At 73.0% G+C, this 19,794-nt stretch carries 19 protein-coding genes; 7 read left to right on the plus strand and 12 right to left on the minus strand.

The window, feature by feature from the left end; translation table 11 throughout:
• Positions 1–35: 35 nt before the first annotated feature.
• A complete protein-coding gene (locus tag EDF55_RS08000; RefSeq protein ID WP_123654361.1) occupies positions 36–905 on the minus strand; it encodes an alpha/beta fold hydrolase in 870 nt (289 codons plus the stop codon).
• 41 nt (positions 906–946) lie between these two features.
• Between EDF55_RS08000 and EDF55_RS08005 the strand changes: the two genes are divergently transcribed.
• The gene (locus tag EDF55_RS08005) at positions 947–1,876 is read left to right on the plus strand and encodes an acetamidase/formamidase family protein (protein WP_123654362.1); all 930 of its coding nucleotides are present in this window, start codon (positions 947–949) and stop codon (positions 1,874–1,876) included.
• 362 nt (positions 1,877–2,238) lie between these two features.
• Here the strand turns inward: EDF55_RS08005 and EDF55_RS08010 are convergent, their stop codons facing one another.
• Positions 2,239–2,991, minus strand: a complete 753-nt coding sequence (locus EDF55_RS08010; RefSeq protein ID WP_123654363.1) for an SDR family NAD(P)-dependent oxidoreductase — start codon at positions 2,989–2,991, stop codon at positions 2,239–2,241.
• 126 nt (positions 2,992–3,117) lie between these two features.
• Here EDF55_RS08010 and EDF55_RS08015 point away from each other — a divergent pair, with 126 nt between their 5' ends.
• Positions 3,118–3,567 carry a MarR family winged helix-turn-helix transcriptional regulator gene (locus EDF55_RS08015; protein WP_123654364.1) on the plus strand — a complete coding sequence of 150 codons (450 nt, stop codon included), beginning with the start codon at positions 3,118–3,120 and terminating at the stop codon, positions 3,565–3,567.
• Positions 3,564–4,910: an MFS transporter gene (locus EDF55_RS08020; protein WP_123654365.1), complete on the plus strand. Its 1,347-nt coding sequence runs from the start codon at positions 3,564–3,566 to the stop codon at positions 4,908–4,910. The genes EDF55_RS08015 and EDF55_RS08020 overlap by 4 nt, the downstream gene beginning before the upstream one ends.
• A 117-nt stretch (positions 4,911–5,027) precedes the next feature.
• Here EDF55_RS08020 and EDF55_RS08025 read toward each other — a convergent pair whose 3' ends face one another.
• Complete coding sequence (locus EDF55_RS08025; RefSeq protein ID WP_185017222.1) at positions 5,028–5,924, minus strand: alpha-E domain-containing protein; 897 nt, start codon at positions 5,922–5,924, stop codon at positions 5,028–5,030.
• A 321-nt stretch (positions 5,925–6,245) separates the two neighbouring features.
• On the opposite strand from EDF55_RS08025, the gene EDF55_RS08030 reads away from it, so the two are divergent.
• Positions 6,246–6,446 carry a hypothetical protein gene (locus EDF55_RS08030; RefSeq protein ID WP_123654367.1) on the plus strand — a complete coding sequence of 67 codons (201 nt, stop codon included), beginning with the start codon at positions 6,246–6,248 and terminating at the stop codon, positions 6,444–6,446.
• Here the strand turns inward: EDF55_RS08030 and EDF55_RS08035 are convergent, their stop codons facing one another.
• The 6 genes from EDF55_RS08035 to EDF55_RS08060 form a co-directional block, all read right to left on the minus strand.
• Positions 6,447–7,373 (minus strand): NAD(P)-dependent oxidoreductase, encoded by a 927-nt coding sequence (locus tag EDF55_RS08035; protein WP_311317147.1) that lies wholly within the window; start codon positions 7,371–7,373, stop codon positions 6,447–6,449.
• A 217-nt stretch (positions 7,374–7,590) separates the two neighbouring features.
• Entirely contained in the window at positions 7,591–8,274 is a 684-nt protein-coding gene (locus EDF55_RS08040) for a M23 family metallopeptidase (protein ID WP_123654369.1), read from the minus strand.
• Between the two features lie 350 nt (positions 8,275–8,624).
• Complete coding sequence (locus tag EDF55_RS08045; protein WP_123654370.1) at positions 8,625–8,951, minus strand: hypothetical protein; 327 nt, start codon at positions 8,949–8,951, stop codon at positions 8,625–8,627.
• Between the two features lie 115 nt (positions 8,952–9,066).
• Positions 9,067–9,798, minus strand: a complete 732-nt coding sequence (locus EDF55_RS08050; RefSeq protein ID WP_123654371.1) for a 1-acyl-sn-glycerol-3-phosphate acyltransferase — start codon at positions 9,796–9,798, stop codon at positions 9,067–9,069.
• Between the two features lie 97 nt (positions 9,799–9,895).
• Positions 9,896–11,743 (minus strand): DNA helicase RecQ, encoded by a 1,848-nt coding sequence (gene recQ, locus EDF55_RS08055; RefSeq protein WP_123654372.1) that lies wholly within the window; start codon positions 11,741–11,743, stop codon positions 9,896–9,898.
• Between the two features lie 9 nt (positions 11,744–11,752).
• Complete coding sequence (locus EDF55_RS08060) at positions 11,753–12,913, minus strand: CPBP family intramembrane glutamic endopeptidase (RefSeq protein WP_123654373.1); 1,161 nt, start codon at positions 12,911–12,913, stop codon at positions 11,753–11,755.
• 36 nt (positions 12,914–12,949) lie between these two features.
• Between EDF55_RS08060 and EDF55_RS08065 the strand changes: the two genes are divergently transcribed.
• Positions 12,950–13,894, plus strand: a complete 945-nt coding sequence (locus EDF55_RS08065; RefSeq protein WP_123654374.1) for an EamA family transporter — start codon at positions 12,950–12,952, stop codon at positions 13,892–13,894.
• An 18-nt stretch (positions 13,895–13,912) separates the two neighbouring features.
• On the opposite strand, the gene EDF55_RS08070 is transcribed toward EDF55_RS08065, so the two are convergent.
• On the minus strand, positions 13,913–14,347 hold the full coding sequence (locus EDF55_RS08070; RefSeq protein ID WP_123654375.1) for a GNAT family acetyltransferase: 435 nt from the start codon (positions 14,345–14,347) through the stop codon (positions 13,913–13,915).
• A 109-nt stretch (positions 14,348–14,456) separates the two neighbouring features.
• On the opposite strand from EDF55_RS08070, the gene EDF55_RS08075 reads away from it, so the two are divergent.
• Together EDF55_RS08075 and EDF55_RS08080 are read left to right on the plus strand one after the other, a co-directional pair.
• Positions 14,457–15,254 (plus strand): class E sortase, encoded by a 798-nt coding sequence (locus EDF55_RS08075; RefSeq protein WP_260235860.1) that lies wholly within the window; start codon positions 14,457–14,459, stop codon positions 15,252–15,254.
• A complete protein-coding gene (locus tag EDF55_RS08080) occupies positions 15,251–15,430 on the plus strand; it encodes a hypothetical protein (protein ID WP_123654376.1) in 180 nt (59 codons plus the stop codon). Before EDF55_RS08075 ends, EDF55_RS08080 begins: the two co-directional genes overlap by 4 nt.
• A gap of 90 nt (positions 15,431–15,520) precedes the next feature.
• On the opposite strand, the gene EDF55_RS08085 is transcribed toward EDF55_RS08080, so the two are convergent.
• Positions 15,521–18,538 (minus strand): AAA family ATPase, encoded by a 3,018-nt coding sequence (locus tag EDF55_RS08085; RefSeq protein WP_123654377.1) that lies wholly within the window; start codon positions 18,536–18,538, stop codon positions 15,521–15,523.
• Complete coding sequence (locus EDF55_RS08090; RefSeq protein WP_123654378.1) at positions 18,538–19,707, minus strand: exonuclease SbcCD subunit D; 1,170 nt, start codon at positions 19,705–19,707, stop codon at positions 18,538–18,540. Before EDF55_RS08090 ends, EDF55_RS08085 begins: the two co-directional genes overlap by 1 nt.
• Between the last annotated feature and the right edge of the window lie 87 nt (positions 19,708–19,794).

Consider the following 19,794-nt stretch of genomic DNA (forward strand, 5'->3'; position numbering starts at 1 on the left):
GCCGCCACGGGCCTCCCGTCCGACGCCACGCACCGTCAGTGCCCGACGACCCGTCCCAGCCACCCCACCAGGTCCGCGACCACCTCGTCGCGGTTCGTCTCGTTGTAGACCTCGTGCCGCGCCCCCTCGTACACCCGGACGGTCACGTCCGACAGCCCGCCGCGCCCCCGGTACGCCCGCGCAAGCCGTTCCACCGATCGGGGACCACCGAGCGTGTCGTCGGAGCCGACCTGCAGCAGCATCGGGACGTCGTGCGGGATCCCCCGCCGCGGCACACCGAGCAGCCGGACGGCGTCGGGGAGCCCGAACAGGCTGATCACGTTCGCCTCGACGACGAGCGGGTCGACCGACATGGCCTCCACCACGGCGCGGTCGCGGCTGAGCCACTCGAACCGCGTCGGCCCGGTCGCCGCGTGCCGCTTGTTGAGGTCGCCGCTGTTCATGAACCCGGGAAGTCGGTAGGCGCTGGCCGACAGGACGACGCCGTCGTAGGCCTCGCTCGAGGTGTTCACGATCCGCTGCGCCATCAGCGACCCCCACGACTGCCCGAACAGCACCAGCGGAACGCCGGGGGTCTCGTCCCGGGCGATCGCGGTCATCCGCTCGACGGCCGCGATCGCCGCCCGGAGCCCGCCGGGCCCGAGCTTGCCGAGCTTGGCGTGGTCGCCGTCCCACTGCCCGAGGCCGGTCCGCCCGTGGCCGCGGTGGTCGTTGGCGACGACGGTGTACCCGGCGCGGACGAGGTCCTGCGCGAGCCGTTCGTAGCGCAGCGCGTACTCACCGACGCCGTGCGCGATCTGCACGATCCCCTTCGGCCGGCCGGCGCGCCAGGTGGAGTAGACGATCTCGACGCCGTGCGCGTCGACGAACGAGGAGTCGCCGCGAGCAGCTGAGAAGGTGGGCACGGAAGCATCCTCCCAGACCACGCGCCTGCGAGGATCGGAGCGTGACCGAACACCGCATCGACGCCTCCCTCGAGTCCGCCATCGACGTCTTCACCGCGGAGCGCGCGCCCGTGCTCCGCGTCGGACCCGGCGACACCGTGACGGTCCGCACCCTGAGCGCCGCCGGCTACACCGAACGACAGCAGCAGCCCGGGGTCGACGTCCCGACGCTCCTCGACCCGCGCCGCGGCCACTGCCTGGTCGGCCCGGTCGCCGTCGCGGGTGCCCGTCCGGGCCAGGTCCTCGCCGTGCGGTTCGACGCGCTGGTCCCCGACGACTGGGGCTACACCGGCTCCGGCGGCGTCGACACCCCGGTGAACCGCGCGCTCGGGCTCGCCGACCCGACCTCCCGTGGGCCGCTCCTCTGGGAGATCGACCCGGAGCGGGGCGTCGCACGGAACCAGCTCGGCCTCGGGGTCCGCACCGCGCCGTTCCTCGGCGTCGTCGGTCTGCCGCCGGAGCCGTCCGGGGAGCACTCGACCATCCCACCGCGTGCGATCGGCGGCGGCAACATCGACTGCCGCGAGCTCGTCGTCGGCTCGACGCTGTACCTCCCGGTGACGGTGCCCGACGCGCTGCTGTTCGTCGGCGACGGGCACGCGGCGCAGGGCGACGGCGAGGTGTCCGGCACCGCGATCGAGTGCGGCATGACCACGACGATGACGCTCTCCCTGCTGGACACGGCTCCGGTCGAGGGCGTGCACGCGGACACCCCCGCCGGGCGCATCACGTTCGGGTTCGACGCGGACCTCAACACCGCGACGACGACCGCGCTCGACCGGATGGTCTCCTGGATCGCCGGCGAGCACGGCATCGGTCGCGCCGAGGCACTCGCGATGGCCAGCGTCGCCGTGAGCATGCGCGTCACCCAGGTCGCGAACCGGACGTGGGGCGTGCACGCGCTGCTCCCGCACGGCGCGATCCTCGCCTGACGGACGCGGCGGACGCGGTGGCTCCCGACGCGCGTTCCTTCCCATCGCGCCCGCCCTGGGAAGCCGAATCGCGCGTGGTGGGTGGGAACTTCCGACCTCCCACGCGCGATTCGACCACCCACGCGCGTTTGCACCCGCGGCTGGGCGATCGACGCGGGCACAGCACTGGACGGGAGGCCGTGCTCACGCTCCCGGAGTCGGGAACGTGAGCACGGCCTCCCGTCCGACGCGCGTGGTGCGCGTTCCTTCCCATCGCGCTCACGCTGGGAAGGCGAATCGCGCGTACGCAGTCGGAACTCCCGACTGCCTACGCGCGATTCGACCACCTCCGCGGGAAAGGACACCCCCGCGGCGGCACCACCTCAGTGGGCGGAGTAGCCGCCGTCCACCAGGTGGTAGCTGCCCGAGATGAACGAGGCCTTGTCGCTCAGCAGGAACAGCACGAGCGCAGCGACCTCGGCGTCGGTCCCGAGACGCTTCGCAGCGTGCTCGGACTCCAGCGCGGAGAGCTCCTCGGCGGACAGCGACGCGCGGACCAGGGGCGTGTCGATGAAGCCGGGGCCGACCGCGTTGGTGCGGACACCCTGCGCGGTGTACTCGAGCGCCGCGACCTTGGTGAGGCCGACGAGCGCGTGCTTGGACGCGACGTACGCGGCGTTCTGCGCGATGCCGACCGAGCCGAGGACGGACGCCATGTTCACGATCGCGCCACCGCCGGCCGCGAGGATCGCCGGGATCTCGTAGCGGAGCCCGTAGAAGACGCCGTCGAGGTCGACCGCGCGGACGCGGTCCCACGCGGCGATGTCGTACTCGCCGATCGGCTGCGGGGCGGCGCCGATGCCGGCGTTGTTCACCGCGAGGTGCAGCGCGCCGTAGGTGTCGACCGCGAACTGCACGGCCCGCTCGTTGTCGGCGGCGACGGCCGAGTTCGCCTCGAACGCGACCGCGGTGCCGCCCGCTTCCTCGATCGACGCGACGACGCGCTGGGCACCGTCGAGCTTGATGTCGGTGACGACGACCTTCGCGCCCGCGGTGGCGAGCTCCTTCGCGATGGCCTCACCGATGCCGCTGCCGCCACCGGTGACGATGGCGACCTTGCCCTCGAACTCGGACATTGTGTGCTTCTTCCTACTCGTTGATCGGCAACACGTGTTGTCTACGATCCAGAACCATACACCCGCATGGACAATTCCCGTCGGCAACAAGTTCGTTCGCTGAACTAATTTGCTAGGCTAACGATCATGACCATGTCCGACACCACGGAACGCGCCGCACCGCACCCGTCACTCAGCACGGACTTCCGCGTCGCCGTCAACCGGCTGTCCCGGACGCTCCGCGCGCAGAAGGCCGACTCGAGCGTCAGCGACGCGATGTTCTCCGCCCTGGCGCGGGTTCACCGCGACGGCCCGATGACCCTCGCCGAGCTGAGCCGGAGCGACGGGGTCACCCCGCCGTCGATGACGAAGACCGTCGCAGCGCTCATCGAGCGCGGCCTGGTGTCGAAGGGCGTGCACGGCGACGACCGGCGCAAGGTCCTCATCGGCGCGACCCCGGCCGGAGCCGACTTCGTGGTCGAGACCCGTCGTCGCCGCGACGACTGGCTCTCCCCGAGACTCGCCGCGCTCACGCCCGCCGAACGACGCGTCCTCACCGACGCCACCGAGATCATGAGGAGGCTGGCCCACCAGTGACGGCCATGTTCCGGTCCCTGTCGGGACGCAACTACCGCATCTGGTTCGCAGGTGCCCTGGTGTCGAACGTCGGCACCTGGATGCAGCGGACCGCGCAGGACTGGATCGTCCTGACGCAGCTGACCCACAACGACGCGATCGCCGTCGGCACCACGATGGCCCTGCAGTTCGGACCACAGCTCGTCCTGCTCCCCTGGACCGGCCTCGTCGCCGACCGCTTCGACCGGCGCCGCACGCTGATGCTCACCCAGGCACTCATGGGCCTGCTCGGGCTGGGGCTCGGCATCATGGTCGTCACGAACACCGCGACACTGCTGTCCCTCTACGGCTTCGCGCTGGCACTCGGTGTCGTCGCCGCGTTCGACACCCCCGTCCGGCAGGCGTTCGTCTCCGACGTGGTCACCGGCGAACACGTCGCGAACGCCGTCGCGCTGAACTCCGCGTCGTTCAACGCCGCGCGGCTCATCGGCCCCGCGGTCGCCGGCGTGCTCATCGCCGCGATCGGGTCCGGGTGGGTGTTCATCATCAACGCCGCATCGTTCGCGGCGGTCCTCTGCGCGCTGCGGTTCGTCGACCCGGAGCAGCTCGCCGACCGCGTCCGGGCCAAACGCGGCAAGGGCCAGGTCGTCGCCGGCTTCAAGTACGTGCGCACCCGGCCCGACATCATCGTCGTGCTCTGCATGATCTTCGTCGTCGGGACGTTCGGCGTGAACTTCCCGATCTTCACCTCGACGATGGCGCGGGTGGAGTTCCACAAGGGCGCCGGCGAGTTCGGTCTGCTCAACTCGGTGATGGCGATCGGATCGGTGCTCGGCGCCCTGCTCTCGGCCCGCCGCGAGCGTCCACGGATGCGCCTGCTCGTCATCGCCAGTGCCGGGTTCGGCCTGGCGTGCACCGCGGCGGCGTTCGCTCCGACCTACTGGACGTTCGCGATCGTCCTGATGTTCGTCGGTCTCGCGTCGCTGACCTTCATGACGACGGCGAACGCCCTCGTCCAGACCACGACCGCCCCGGCGATGCGCGGCCGCGTGATGGCGCTCTACATGGCGATCTTCGCGGGCGGCACCCCCATCGGCGCCCCGATCGTCGGCGCCATCGCGGACGCCGCCGGCCCCCGCTGGGCGATCGGCGTCGGTGCAGCCTCGGGTTTCGTCGCACTCGCCATCGCCCTGGTCTGGCTGGTCCGGCACGAGCACTTCCGCGTGCGGTACGACGCCGACAACCTGCTGCACATGGCGGTGACGCACTCGATCCCGGTCGTCGGGACCAGCGCGTCGCGTGCGGCGGTCCGGCACGACCTGGAGCGCGACGAGGCGGTGGCGGACCGGTCCAGCGCGGTCTGAGACGTCGCGTCGCGTCCAGGCGCCGGACGGGAGGCTCGGTGCCAGCCCGCGCCGAGCCTCCCGTCCGGTGGGTGGTGACCGTCAGTGCGTCGGTTCGGCTCAGTGCGTCGGTTCGGCTCAGTGCGTCGGTTCGGCGACCGCGAAGACGCGTTCGTCGAGCGCGCCGGCCACGCGCTCCGCGACCGCGGCCAGCCGCTGGCCCGCTGCGCGGGCCGCCTCGACGGCGTCGGCCGGCGGGATCGACTGCAGCGCACGCCGGGCATCCCGGAGGGCATCGAGCTCGTCGGTGACCACGGTCGGGGCCACGTCCGCGAGGCACTCCTCCGCGCGCAGGGTGAGGAACAGCATCGACCGCGGACTCCGGTCGTCGAGGAGCAGGAACGCCGCCGCCTCCGATGCGGGGGCACCGGGACGGGACTCGCGCTGGAACGCCTCGCCCGCGCCGCATGCCCGGAGCGCCGTGCTCCACGACGCCACCGAGGTCGGATCGAGCAGGTCCGACGCGAGCAACCGTGCCGTGGCGGCGCAGCGTGCGAGGGACCGGCCGAGCGTGAAGAACTCCCACACCTCGTCCCGGCTGGCATCGCCCTCGACGACCCCGATCGCGAGGGCGCTGCGCTCCCGGACCCACCCGAGGAACTCGTGCTCCCGACCCGCGGCGATCTTCCGCGGCATCCGGGACCTGGTCACGTTGAGGCAGTCCCAGAGCTCGGTCGACACGACGTCCCGGGCACGGCGGGCATCGTCACGGGCGACGGCGACCGCGCCGGCGATGGAGGCCGGTTCGTGCCGGTCGAGCGCGAGGGACTCGAGCGTGGCGGCACGGTCGAACACCGTCGACGGCCGCACGGGTGCTCCGGCGACGGTCCGGAGCTCGCGGGCGGTCAGGCGCTCCCCCGGTCCCGCGGCGGCCTCCGGACGGGCGAGGTAGACGTCGAGGAGCCGCGCGATCACGTCGGCGCGTTCGACCGATGCCCCCACGCGGAACACGCTCCCGGCGAGTCGGCTCAGCACCGCGGCTCCTGCATGTCGGAAACCTACTGACCTCGGATTGCAGCGGTGTTTCCGGGCCGCGTCACCGGTGTTGCGTGGTGCGCGGGCCGGGTGCGGGCGCGGCGGGTGCGGGGGCAGATGCGGTGGCGGCGGCGGATGCGAGCGATGCGACAAGCTGCGGAGTTCTGCGCCGCGCATCCCCCGGGTCCTTGTCGCTCGATGCGTGCTCATCGTGGCGAGCGACAACGCGCACACGAATGCGCGGCGCGAAGTCCGGGGCGGTGTCGCTTCCGCCGCCGAACCGCACCAGGAGCGTCGACCGCGCGAGCGTAGCCTGGGGCGATGACCGAGACGCGTCCGCACGAGCCCGAGGACGACATGCCCCTCGCCGAGCTCGACGCACGGGCCCGCGCCGACGCCGCACTCCGTCGTATCCGGGACGGCGGCGATCCCGCGCGTGAGGCCTTCGACCTCGCGAACACCATGAACGACGAAGCCGTCGGACGGCTCGGCGCAGCTCTCCGGCGGTGGCTCCGCCGCTAGCTAGCCCTGCGCCCGGTCCGGCTGGCCGTGGTCGGCCTGGAACGCCGTGCCGACCGCGGCGATGTCGTCCCCGCCGTGACCTGCCGCGCTCGCGTCGGCGTAGACCCGGCCGAGCGCGTCGAGCAGGGTCGTCGACACCCCGGCGGAGCGGGCCGCGTCGGTGATCAGGCCGATGTCCTTCCGGAGTCCGTCGAGCGCGAACTGCGCCGGGAACTCGCCCTTGAGCAGGGACTCGCCCTTCGTGTGGGCGTACGCGGAGTCACTCGCGGAGCCGTCGAGCGCCTCGAGGAACAGCGCCGGGTCGATCCCGAGCGCCTGCGCGATCGCGAGCGACTGTCCGGTCGCCGCGGTGATCGACGCGATCCAGGCGTTGGCGGCGAGCTTCAGCGCGGTCGCCTGCCCGACCTGGTCGCCCGCGCGGACGGTCTTCACGCCGATCGCGTCGAACACCGGGTCGATGCGGTCGAGCGTCTCGGCCGGTCCTGCGGCGAGCATCGTCAGCTTGCCCTGCTCCGCGGGGGCCTTCGTGCCGAGCATCATCGCCTCGACGAGGGTGATGCCGTACTTCGCGGCGATCTGCACCACGGTCTCGGTGCCGGCGACCCCGACCGTGGAGCTCTGCACCCACACCGCGTCCTCTGGAGCTTCTCCGGCTGCCTGCTCGAGGACGTCGACCACGGCGTCGGTGTCGAACAGGGTCAGCAGCACGACCTCGGCGTCCGCGACGGCGGCACCCGGGTCGTCCGCGACGGTCGCGCCGTGCTCTGCCAGCGGCAGCGCCCGGTCACGACTCCGGTTCCAGACCGTGACGTCGTGTCCCTCGCGGAGCAGCGACTGCGCCACTCCGGCTCCCATCGCCCCTGTACCCAGCACCGTCACGCGCACCTTGTGTCTCCGTCCCGCCGCGCGGCACGGTGCCGCCGGCACCTCGGACGGTACGCCCGGGGCACGCGGCGCCGGTCAGCTGGGTCCGGCGCGGCACGCTGCGCGCTCGGCGGCCGGAGTGGTGCGCGGAAGCGACAGTGGTCGCCGGCATCGCTCGTGACCTCTGTCGCTTTCCGGGACCACTCCGGCGGAGGGCTTGCGCGGGTCGGGCGGAGGGCCTGGGCGGGTCGGGCGGCGGGCGGCGGCGGGGCGGGGCGGGTCAGAGCAGGCCGCGGGCGCCGAGCCAGGTCGCGGGGTCGACGGGACGGCCGCCGATGATGACCTCGAAGTGCAGGTGTGCCCCCGTCGAGACCCCGGTGCTGCCGACGGCACCCAGCCGCTCCCCCGCGACGAGGGGTTGGCCGACGCGGACGTCGATCTGCGACAGGTGCCCGTACCGGGTCTGCGTGCCGTCGCCGTGCTGCACGAGGACCTGCTGGCCGTACCCGCCGGAGACACCCGCCGAGACGACCCGTCCGGGCATCGCGGACACGACCACCGTCCCGAGCGGCGCGGCGAAGTCGAGGCCCTGGTGGTTCGTCGAGCACGCCCCGCACCCGCGGACCCACCGCGCGCCGAAGCCGCCGGCGACCGGGATCGACCCGGCGACCGGACGGGAGGCAGGACCGGCGGTCGTGCCGACGGTCGTGCCAGCGGGTGCGGCAGCCGCACCCGCACGTCCGACCGAGAAGCCGTCCCGGGCGGTCGGGAGGCTCGCGGCGGCGGGCACGGTGAACTCCTGCATGTCGAACGCGAGCACGCCGACGTCGACGGTGCTCGCACTCGCCGGCTGTGGCGTGGCGACGGTGACGAAGAGACACGCGGCCACGGCGGTCGCGGTGACCGGGATCGCGCGGGCCGACTGCACCGCTCCGCCGAGGGCACGGAGCGGGGTCGTGACCATGCGGACGACGAGTGCGCCCGCGGCGAGGAGGTCGGCACGCGCGGAGCGTACCGGGCGACGGCTGCGACGGCTGCGACGGCTCGGGAGGCTCGGGGGCGCGACCCGCGGGGAGGCGGGCTCCCGGGAGGCGGGTCCGGGGGCAGTGGGTCCAGAGGCAGCGGGTCCAGAGGCAGTGGGTTCCGGGGAGGTGGGTTCCGGGGCGGCGGGAGGGGACACCGTCACCCCGGAAGACTGGGGAATGCGGGCAGCGGCAGCGGCAGCAGCAGCTGCGCGGTTCGCGGCGTCCCGGGCGGCACCACGCGGGCGCACCGGGAGCCCGGGGTTCGTCGTCATCGGGCAGCTGTACGCGGTCAGGCGCGCACGACGCCGTCGGCCGTGATCCGGTCGAGCTCGGCGACGACGGCGTCGACGACCGCGCGGGTGATCGCGTCGGCGACCGCTTCGACGAGGCCGAGCTGGTCGGCGCGGACGGCGTGCTCGTGTGCGAGGGCCGAACCGACACGGGCGGGGATCTCGTCGATGGCCGCGACGAGTGCGGCGGGGACGAACATCGACTGCGCCGACGGGACCGGAGCGGTCATCGGCGAGGTCGGAGCCGGGGTGAACGTCGCACGGGCCACGGCCGGTACGCCGTCGTGGTCACGGGCGACGGAGTCGAAGAGCGGGGTGGAGGACATGCTGCTGACCTTCCGATCACGTGCGAGGAGACCGGGTCGATTCGGACGACCCGGGTGTGCGCTGTGCACTCCGCACATCCTGCCAGCAATATTTCACATGTGCAATAGTCTACGGTCAGTCGGGTTCGACGGCCTCGATCGGGTCGTCCCGGTGCAGCACCCGGCGGACCCGCTCGACGATCGTGGCCGCCGGCGGGTTGTTGTAGGCGTTCGCCGGCTCCTGGCCGCTCATCGCCTGGATCGCGGCCATCACGGCGTCGGTCGCGTGCCGGCGGGCGCGACCGGACGACGCCTCGCCGTAGGTGGAGAGGTCGAGCGGCTTGCCGAACTCGATCGTGACGCGGGCGAGCTTCGGGATCCGGGAGCCGACGGGCTGCACGTCCTCGGTGCCGCGCAGGGCGACGGGGACGACCGGAGCGCCGCTCGTCAGTGCGAGCCACGCCACGCCCGTCCGACCGCGGTAGATCCGGCCGTCGAGGGACCGCGTGCCCTCGGGGTAGATCGCGAAGGCCTCACCCTCCTGCAGGCGTGCGAGGCCGAGGTCGAGGGCGTGCTGCGCAGCGGCACCCGCGCCCCGCTCGACGCCGATCGCGCCGATGCCGCCGAAGAACGCCCGGGACACGGCACCCCGGAAGCCCTTGCCGGTGAAGTACTCCTGCTTGGCGAGGAAGGACACCTTCCGCGGCGCCATGATCGTGATCGCCGGAGAGTCGATGAAGGACCGGTGGTTGCTCGCGAGGATCACGGGCCCGCGCTTCGGGACGTTCTTCCGTCCGATGATCTTCGGCCGCCAGACGACCCGGGCGAGCGGCGCCACCACGGCGCGACCGAGCACGGTGGCGAACATCGACGAACCGGACACCTGCTGCCTCCTCGGGGCGGGAGGTACCGAGTGTAGCCACGGGTCGGACGGGTACATGCCGCGATCGGCATGGACCAGCGGGTCAGTCGGCGGCGGCCACCACGTCGAGCACGGCGCGGCCGTACGACTCGAGCTTCGCGGCGCCGACGCCGGAGATCTCGGCGAGCTGGTCGACGTCGGAGGGACGTACGGCAGCGATGCCCCGGAGGGTGGCGTCGTTGAAGACCACGTACGCCGGGACCCCTTGCTCGCGGGCCTGACCGGCACGCCAGGCCCGGAGCGCCTCGAACAGCCCGAGCGCTTCCTGCGGCATGTCCGACACGACCTGTCGACGGGAGCGGCTGGCACGCGGGGCCTTCACCGGGTCGCGGCGCATCAGCACCTGGACCCGCCCGGCCAGCACCTCCGCGCTCGACTGGCTGAGCACGAGCGTGCCGTACCCGTCGCTCGACACGGTCGCGTAGCCCTGCGCCAGGACCTGCCGGGCGACGGTGCGCCATTCGCCCTCGGACAGGTCGGCACCGATGCCGAACGTGGCGAGGGATTCGTGCTGGAGCTCCTGCACGCGCGGTGACGCCTTGCCGACGAGGATGTCCACGAGGTGCGCGACGCCGTAGCGCTGTCCGCGTTCCCGGTCGAGCCGGACGATCGTCGACAGGAGCTTCTGCGCCGGCACGGTGCCGTCCCACGACTCCGGCGGCGCGATGCAGGTGTCGCAGTTGCCGCACGCCGTGGATTCCTGGCCGAAGTACGCGAGCAGCCGGACCCGGCGGCACTCGATCGTCTCGCAGAGCGCGAGCATGGCGTCGAGGTGCGCGCTCAGCTGGCGTCGGTGTGCGGCGTCGCCTTCGGACTGGTCGATCATCCGGCGCTGCTGCACGACGTCGTTCAGGCCGTACGCGAGCCACGCGGTCGAGGGGGCTCCGTCACGCCCGGCACGACCGGTCTCCTGGTAGTAGCCCTCCACCGACTTCGGGAGGTCGAGGTGCGCCACGAAGCGGACGTCGGGCTTGTCGATGCCCATGCCGAACGCGATCGTGGCCACCATGACGATGCCGTCTTCGCGCAGGAACTGCGACTGGTTCCGCTCACGCACCCGCACGTCGAGTCCCGCGTGGTACGGCAGCGCCGGGATCCCCTGGGCGACGAGCGCCGCGGCCGTGCGCTCGACCGAGTTGCGCGACAGGCAGTACACGATGCCCGCGTCGCCCTTGTGCTCCGTGCGGATGAACGTCAGGAGCTGCTGCAGCGCACCGGTCTTCGGTTCGATGCGGTACTGGATGTTCGGCCGGTCGAAGTCCGCGACGAAGTGTGCGGCGTCGTCGAGGCCGAGGCGGGCGGAGATCTCCCGGTGGGTCTGCGGTGTCGCCGTGGCGGTCAGCGCGATGCGGGGCACCGTCGGCCAGCGCTCGTGCAGGACGCTCAGCTCGAGGTAGTCGGGGCGGAAGTCGTGGCCCCACTGCGCCACACAGTGGGCTTCGTCGATGGCGAAGAGCGCGATGCGCGCCCGGTCGAGCAGCGCGCGGGTGTTCTCGAGCCGGAGCCGTTCCGGAGCGAGGTAGAGCATGTCGACCTCACCCTGCACGACGGCACGCTCGACCCGAGCACGCTCGTCCGGCCCCTGCGTGGAGTTGAGGAACGCCGCACGGACCCCGTTCGCCGCGAGGGCGTCCACCTGGTCCTGCATGAGGGCGATGAGCGGCGACACCACGACACCGACGCCGTCACGGACGAGCGCGGGCACCTGGTAGCAGAGCGACTTGCCGCCACCGGTCGGCATCAGGACGAGGGCGTCCCCGCCGCTGACGACGCGGTCGATGATCGCGGCCTGTTCGCCGCGGAAGTCGTCGTAGCCCCAGACCCGGTGCAGCACGTCGAGCGCGGCCGCGCGCGACGGGGTGACGGCCGCAGCGGCCTCGGTGGTGCTCATCCGCCCAGCCTACGGGCGACCAGCGACACCACCGGCGTTGTCCACAGCGTCCGCCGGACCAGCCCCGACCGGACCAGCACCGGCCGGAGCAGCCGCACCCACGGCACCGGACCCGGCCACCCCCTCGGAGCGAGCCGGCGAGTCGCGCCAGCCCGAGCCTCCCGGCCGGGTCCAGCGCTTGCCGCCTGCCCAGGCCGGCACCGCACCACGGAACCGGGGTGCCTCGGCACCCGGGAACGTGCGGTCCAGCTTCCGCCACCACGCGAGGAGCTCGACCATGCCCCAGTACGCCAGCGAGGTGGCCAGCGTCAGCAGCCAGCCGCCGATCGAGCCGTTCGAGGAGTCGAGGTCGACCTTGGACCACCCCGGCGCCTGCAGCACGAAGATCATGATGTTGTTGAAGGCGTGCTGGAGCACGGTTGCCTCGAGCCCACCGGTCCGGAGCACGATGACGGCCGCGACCAGGCCGAACGACCCGACGTCGAGGATCCCCCACACGTTGTAGCCGTTCGGGATGTGCAGCAGCGCGAACACCACGGTCGACACGGCCACCGCGACGACCGTCCCGACGATCCGCCACGGGATCCAGGCGCCGATCGTCTGCATCAGGAAGCCGCGGAAGATGTACTCCTCGGCCGCGCCCTGGAACGGCACGAGCAGGACGACGAGCACGATCGTCGTCGTCAGGGTGCCGAGCGACACCGTCGACTGGCCGATCTCGGCCGTGTTCCAGGCGAAACCACCGGCGAACGTGAACGTGCCGGCGGCCTGGAAGACGAACATGACCGCAGCGATCACCAGCGTCGGCAGCACGCACCACGCGGCCCAGCGCCAGCGGACCCGGAACCGCACCGACGACAGCGTGTTCGCCGGGCCGATCCGCGCGATCTTCACCGCGAGCAGGATCCCCGGCAGCAGCACCACGAGCGACACCAGCGACAGGCTCAGGATGATCGGGTCCGTGGGGTCGAGCGCTGAGTCCTGCAGACTCCGCTCCAGGTCGAGCAGCCCGTCCGGTCCCTGCGTCGCACCGATCGGCACGAAGTACGCCACGGTGATGAGGACCTGCGACACCAGGTACCACCCGGCGAGGAACGCGAGGGCGACGAGCGGACGCCACCAGCGCCAGCGGCCGGCGACGCGGAAGAGACGGTGGTAGGGAACGCTCACGCAGCGCAGGCTACCGGGCGGGGCAGGATGGGACCCGTGCTCACCGTCCTGCTCGGCCTCAGTGGCGCGCTCGTCTACGGGTTCGCGGACTTCCTCGGCGGACTGGCGTCCCGGCGCGTCCGACCGGTGACCGTGGCCGCGATCGGTGCGGCCGTCGGGATCGCGCCGCTGCTCGTCGGACTCGTCGTGGTCGGTGGGCGGTTCTCCTGGTCCGCGACCGTGTGGGGTGCGCTCGGCGGGCTGTCCGGTGCCGTCGGCGTGCTGCTGCTCTACGCGGCGCTCGCGATCGGGCCGATGAGCGTGCTCTCACCGCTCACCGCCGTCTTCGCCGCCGTCGTGCCCGTGCTCGTCGCGGTGCTCCGCGGGACCGTCCTCTCCCCCGTGGCCGTCGGCGCACTCGTCGTCGCCGTGGTCGCGGTGGTGCTCGTCGCCTCCGTCCCGGACCCCGGCGGAGCGCGGCTCACGACGCGCGGGGTGGTCGCGGCAGCGGTCGCCGGATGCGGGTTCGGCGGGATCGTGCTCGCGTTCAACGAGACACCCGCCGACTCCGGCGTCGCACCGCTGGTGGTGGCGCGAGTGCTGCAGGCGGTGCTGCTCGGCGCGGCGGCCCTGGTGTGGACGCGGGTCGCGTCTGCCACGTCGGTCACGTCTGTTCGGTCGGGAGGCTCGGCAGACCCCGCCGGGCCGGCGCCGGCGGGTGCGGTTCCCGGCCCCGGGTCCGCGGGGGCGTCCGTCCGGCGGATCGCGCTCGTGATCGTCGCGTGCGGGGTGCTCGACGCGCTGGCGAACGTGTTCATCCAGGCCGGGCTGCACTCGAGCACGGACCCGTCGACGCTCCCGGTGATGAGCGTGCTCAACGCGCTGTACCCGATCGGCACGGTGGTGCTGGCGGCTGTGGTGCTCCGCGAGCGGCTCACCGTTCTGCAGGCCGTGGGCATCGGGCTGGCGCTCGTGGCGTCGGTGGCACTCGCCCTGGCGTGACCGGCGGCGGCGCGCGGGTCAGGCGTCGGGGATGAGGCGTTTGCCGAGCGACACCGTGCGGTCGTCCGCGTAGCCGAGGGACTCGTAGAACCCGATCACGCGCTCGTTGCCCGCACGCACCTGCAGGTTGAGCTTCGGGCAGCCGAGGTCCGCGAGCAGCCGCTCGAACTCGGTCATGAACGCCCGCCCGAGCCCGGAGCCCTGCAGGTCCGGCCGCACCGCGAGGTAGTTCACCCAGCCCCGGTGCCCGTCGAAGCCGGCCATCCCGGCACCGACCACCACGCCGTCGTCGTCGGCGTCGACCGCCACCAGGAACAGCTCGGGCTGCACGGTCAGCTTCCGCGCGATGTCCTTCCGCGGGTCGTTCCACGGACGGACCAGGCCGCAGGACTCCCAGAGCGCGACGACGGCTTCGGTGTCGGCCGGGACGAAACGGCGGATGACCTGCTGCATCACTCCACGGTAACGGTGCTGTGGACAATGCCGTCATCGAGGCGTTCTCGTGATCTGATAGACCTGAGCGTCGTCCACCGCGACGTCTCACCACCGGACCAGGAGCCACGTGACCGCTCAGGAGACCCTCCCGCCGCGCCGTGGCGAGCGCCACGCTCGTCCTGAGCGACGGCAGCGGCCGCGCCAGACCGTCGGCGGCGCGATCGTCTCGCTCATCGCCGAACTCCTCATCGTCGCGGGCGCGATCACCGGCCTGTACGTGCTGTGGACGGCCTGGTGGACCGATGTCGTCGCAGTCCACGGACAGACCGCGCTCGTCAAGGACCTCGGACAGAAGGAAGCCGGCTTCGGTACCGGCGCAGAGCACCGGGGCACTGCACCGGTCCTCGCGGAACCGCCCGCCCTGTCCGACGTCTTCGGCACGATGCAGATCCCCCGCTTCGGCGCCGACTACGACCGTCCCATCGGTGAGGGCACCGACCGTGAGAAGGTGCTCAACACCGTCGGGCTCGGGCACTACCAGGACACCGCGATGCCCGGCGCTCCCGGCAACTTCGCCGTCGCCGGGCACCGAGTCACCTACGGCAAGCCGCTCAACCAGATCGCCGAGCTGAAGACCGGCGACGCGATCGTCGTCCGGGTGACCGACAAGGCGACCGACTTCGACGTCTGGTACGTCTACGAGGTCACCGACAGCCAGATCGTCACCCCCGACCACGTCGAGACGATCGCGCCGGTGCCGAACAAGCCCGGTGTCGCACCGACCGCGAGCGACCGCTGGCTGACCCTCACCGCGTGCCACCCGATGTGGTCCGCGAAGGAGCGGTACGTCACGCACGCGAAGCTCGACTACTGGATGCCCGCGTCCGAGGGCACCCCGAAGGAACTCTCGGAGACCGCCAAGTGATCTTCCCGTTCGTCTGGCGGATCCTGCCGGGTCCCACCGCGCTCAAGGTGCTCGAGCTGGTCGTGCTCCTCGCCGCGATCGTCTTCGTGCTGTTCACGTGGGTGTTCCCGTGGGTCGCGGCGGACATCCTGCCGCCGCCCGACGGCACCGTGGACACCTCGACCCCGACGCCCTGACGGCCTGACGCGCTGATGCGCTGACGCGCTGACGTCGACGCTGGCGCTGACGTCGCCCGCGGCCGCGGCCGGTGCGGCCTGGTCCCCGGGTCAGACGGTCGTGGTCACCCGCGAACCGCCGCCGGGAGCCCGCCGCACCGCGATCCGCTCCGGGATGCGCTGCTTGAGCTCCTCGACGTGGCTGACGATGCCGACCTGACGCCCGCCCGCCGTCAGCCGTGCGAGCTGACCGATGACGTCGTCGAGGGTCTCCGGGTCGAGCGTGCCGAACCCTTCGTCGACGAACAGGGTGCCGAGCGAGACCCCGCCGGCTTCGGCCTGGACGACGTCGGCGAGCCCGAGGGCCAGGCAGAGCGAGAACGTGAAGGTCTCACCGCCCGACAGGCTCCTCGGGTCACGCGTGGTGTCGGTCGTGTGGTCGCGCACGGCGAGCGCCAGGCCCGTACGGCGTGCCCGGACGCCGGATTCTCGTTCGTCCGAGGTCTCGAGCGTGAAGCGTCCGCCGAGCATCGACCGGAGCCGGTCGTTGGCGGCGGCGACGACGTCCTCGAAGCGGCGCATCAGCACGTAGGTGCCGAGCGTGATGCCGGTCGGGTTGTGCCCCGGCGCCCCGGAGGCGATGTCGGCGAGCCGGACGACGGCACGGCTCCGCGCCGAGGTGGACTCGCGTGCCGTGACCGCTCGGGTGACCTCGGTGGCGCAGCGCTCGGTCGCGCCGGCCCGATCCTCGGCGGTGACCGCGGCTCGGGTGGCGGCGTCGAGCACGGCAGCAGTGCGGGCCTTCTCCGCTCGGGCACCGTCGAGGTCGAGTGCCTCGGCATCGTCGTCGGCGGCGGCGACCACGGGCGGTTCGGCGAGTCCGGCGTCGACGACGGCGCGCTCGCGGTCGGCGTCGTCGACGTCGCGACGGAGCCTGGTCGTCTCCGCCGCGTCGAGCTGCGCAGCGCGCGCTGCCGCGACGTCCGGGAAGTCCTGGTCGGCGACGATGCGAGCGACCTCCGTCGCCCGCTCGTCCGCGACGGCGGTGGCAGCGCGGGCTCGTTCCTCGGCGTCGACCACGGCACCGAGCTCGGCGACGCGGCGGTCGAGCGCGGCGACGGCACCCGCCAGGTCGTCGGGAGCGGCAGGTGCGTCGGGCGCAGCGGGTGCGGTTGGCGCTGTGGACAGCGAGTCCAGCGCCGCCCGGACGAGGTCGGTGTCCTGGTCGAGTCGCTGCTCGTCGGCGGCGCTCGTCGCGAGGAGCACCTGGCGCCGGGCGTCGACGTCGTTGCGCTCCCGCTCGAGCGCCCGCGTCGCGTCGTCGTGCGCAGTGCGCTCCCGCTCGCGCTCCGCGACGGTCGTGGCCGCCGCCCGTGCGGCCCGGAGTCGTGCGGTGGCCTCGGTGTCACGACGGTCGATGTCCGCGACGGAGACCGATCCGACGACGGTGGCGAGACGGTCCTGCTCCGCACGCTCGAGCGCGAGGTCGGTCGCCGCATCGGCGAGCACGCTGTCGGCGCGCCGTGCTGCTGCTGCCGCTTCGTCGATCTGCGCCGGGGTCGGGTGGTCGTCCTGCGGCATCGCGACGGCCGGGTGCTCCACCGCGCCGCACACCGGGCAGGGATCGCCGGGCGTCAGGGCGGCCCCGAGTTCCCCGGCGAGCCCCGCGATCCGCCGTTCGCGGAGGTGCTGTTCGGCGGCCAGCGCTGCCGTGGCGGCTGCGCGGGCAACGCCGACCGCGGCTTCGGCGTCGGTGACCCGCGCGCGGACGGCGTCGAGCTCGGCGGCGGTCCGTCGGAGGTCCTGCACGGCGTCGACCGCTCGCTGGGCGGCGTCGGCGTCCCCGGCGGCTTCGGCTGCGGCACGCGATGCTTCGACGATGCGCGCACGTTCGGCCGGTCGGCGTTCGAGCGCGGCGTCGAGTTCGGCGAGCTGCTCGCGGAGTCGTTCCGCGTCCGCGACCGCGGTGTCGACCGCCGAACGGCGTCCGGGCAGCGACTCGGCGACGGGCACGAGGTGCCGGACGGCTCCGACTGCCTCGGCGAGCCGGTCCCGCACGCCCGCGGTGCCACCCGTGGTGCCGCCCGTGGTGTCCGTGTGGTGCACGCCGTGCCGCTCGCGCAGGGCGTCCCGCTCCTGCTCGGCCCGGGTGGCACGGGCCCGGGCCGCGTCGAGCCCGTCGGCGACCGCGGCGACCCGGGCGGCACGCTCCGCGAGGGCCAGACGCGCCCGCGCGGCGGCGACGGCGACGGCCCGGTCGTCGAGTGCGGCAGCCCGGCGGAGCAGTGCCGCCCGGCGCTCGAGCGCGGCGAGCCGGAGCACGACGGCCTGCTCGTGGTCGGCTGCGAGCTGCGCCGCGGCCGTGGCGTCGGAACGGGCGTGCGCGGCGGCGTCGGCCACCGCGCGGAGTTCGGTGACGACCGCGGGGACGTCCGGCTCGTCGGCGGCGGAGCGTCCCGATGCCTCGGCGAAGCGCGCGAGGGCGTCGCGGACACGGGCGTCCGCGGCGTCCACCTCGGCCGCGGCCGCACGGCGGCGGGCGGCGAGCTCATCGGCGGTGCGGTCGTAGATCTCGGTGCCGAACAGGGACTGCAGGAGCTTCCGGCGGTCTTCCCCCGGAGACTTCAGGAACCGCGCGAACTCGCCCTGCGGCAGCACGACGGTCTGCAGGAACTGGGCGCGGTCGAGGCCGACGATGCGCGCGATCTCCGCACCGACTTCCTGCGCGCGCGCCGAGACCGGTTCACCCGCCGGGTCTGCCGGGTCCGCGAGCCGGGAGAGCTGCGCCGACGACTGCTGCTTGACGGTGCCGGTGCCCCGCTGCTTCGGGCGGTCGTACTGGGGCGTGCGACGGACTCGGAACACCCCGGCACCGGTCTCGAAGACGAGCTCCACGAAGGGTTCGACCGCGGGGTCGGCGTGCTGGCTGTGCAGGCGGTCGTTGCTGGCGTCGGAGCCCGCGAGCCCGCCGTACAGCGCGAAGACGACGGCATCGATGATGGTCGACTTGCCGGACCCGGTCGGCCCTTCGAGCAGGAAGACCCCGGACGCGGCGAGCGCGGCGAAGTCGATCGTGACGAGGTCCGGGTAGGGGCCGATGGCGCGGAGTTCGAGGTGGTGCAGGTGCATCAGCGTGCGGCCCCGTCCTGTTCGGAGAGCGCGGCGGCAGCGGCTTCGTACGCTTCGCGGAGGACGACGAGTTCGTCGGCCGAGGGTGCGCCGCCGGTGGCGAACGTCACGAAGTCGGCAGCCACCTCGACCGGGTCGGACGTGGCGGTGACCGCACGACCGGCGGTCCGGGCCGGGGCGTCGGCGGGTTCGTGGGTGATGGCGAGGGCGTGCGGGAAGCGGTCCTTGACGCGGGCGTACATCCGCTCCGGGTGCACCGGGTCCGTCACGGCGACCCGCACCCAGGACTCGGCGTGCCGGGCGAACTCCCCCGACTCGATGGCGTCGATGCCGGCACGGACGTCGACGAGGGGCCGTGGCACCGGCGTCGGCAGCAGCTCGACGCTGACCGCACCGGTGGCGTCGAGGTCCACCAGGGTCACCGACTTCGTGTGGTTCCGCTCGCCGAAGGAGAACGCGAGCGGTGACCCGGCGTACCGGATGCGCTCGGAGTCGCCGACGCGCTGCGGCCCGTGAAGGTGCCCGAGCGCGACGTAGTCGATGCCGGCGAACGCCGACTCGGCGACCCGGTCGACGCCGCCGACCCGGATGTCCTGCTCACTGTCGCTCGGTTCCGCGCCGCCGACGAAGGCGTGCGCGACGACGACGCTGCGCGTGCCCGGCCGGTCGGCGAGGTCGGCGCGGACGCGGTCCATCGCGGCGCCGACGACGGCCTGGTGTGACCGGGCGAGGGGCTCGTCCGGCACGGCGGCGAGCGCGTACCGCACCATGTCGGGCTGCAGGTAGGGGATGCCGTAGACGGCGACCGGACCATCAGGGTCGTCGACGAGCACGGGGTCGCCGACGCGGGTCGGTTCGGCGAGGATCCGGACGCGCTGGTTCATGACGCCGGAGCCGAACCCGAGCCGGGCGGCGGAGTCGTGGTTGCCCGGGGTGACGACGACCGTGGCGACGGCGGCGAGCCGTTCGAGCACGGTGGAGAGCATCCGGACGGCGTCGACCGGCGGGATGGCGCGGTCGTAGACGTCACCGGCGATGACCACGAGGTCGACGGAGCGCTGCACGACGACCCCCACGAGGTGGTCGAGGAACGCCGTTTGGTGCTCGAGCAGATCGGCACCGAGCAGGGTGCGGCCCAGGTGCCAGTCGCCGGTGTGCAGGATGCGCATGTCCGTCACGGTAGTGCCGCCCACGGACATCCCCGGACACCGCGCCCCGACCTGTGGACAACCCGGCCGAGGACCAAGGACCGGAAC

Origin of the sequence: Curtobacterium sp. ZW137 (assembly GCF_003762905.1) — a bacterium.
Taxonomy (GTDB): Bacteria; Actinomycetota; Actinomycetes; order Actinomycetales; family Microbacteriaceae; genus Curtobacterium.

Coding starts and splice junctions, on each gene's coding strand:
- EDF55_RS08050 (WP_123654371.1), bottom strand. CDS start 9,798: ATGTTCGCCACCGTGCTCGGTCGCGCCGTGGTGGCGCCGCTCGCCCGG.
- EDF55_RS08070 (WP_123654375.1), bottom strand. CDS start 14,347: ATGCAGCAGGTCATCCGCCGTTTCGTCCCGGCCGACACCGAAGCCGTC.
- EDF55_RS08090 (WP_123654378.1), bottom strand. CDS start 19,707: ATGCGCATCCTGCACACCGGCGACTGGCACCTGGGCCGCACCCTGCTC.
- EDF55_RS08010 (WP_123654363.1), bottom strand. CDS start 2,991: ATGTCCGAGTTCGAGGGCAAGGTCGCCATCGTCACCGGTGGCGGCAGC.
- EDF55_RS08045 (WP_123654370.1), bottom strand. CDS start 8,951: ATGTCCTCCACCCCGCTCTTCGACTCCGTCGCCCGTGACCACGACGGC.
- EDF55_RS08015 (WP_123654364.1), top strand. CDS start 3,118: ATGACCATGTCCGACACCACGGAACGCGCCGCACCGCACCCGTCACTC.
- EDF55_RS08085 (WP_123654377.1), bottom strand. CDS start 18,538: ATGCACCTGCACCACCTCGAACTCCGCGCCATCGGCCCCTACCCGGAC.
- EDF55_RS08040 (WP_123654369.1), bottom strand. CDS start 8,274: ATGGTCACGACCCCGCTCCGTGCCCTCGGCGGAGCGGTGCAGTCGGCC.
- recQ (WP_123654372.1), bottom strand. CDS start 11,743: ATGAGCACCACCGAGGCCGCTGCGGCCGTCACCCCGTCGCGCGCGGCC.
- EDF55_RS08030 (WP_123654367.1), top strand. CDS start 6,246: ATGACCGAGACGCGTCCGCACGAGCCCGAGGACGACATGCCCCTCGCC.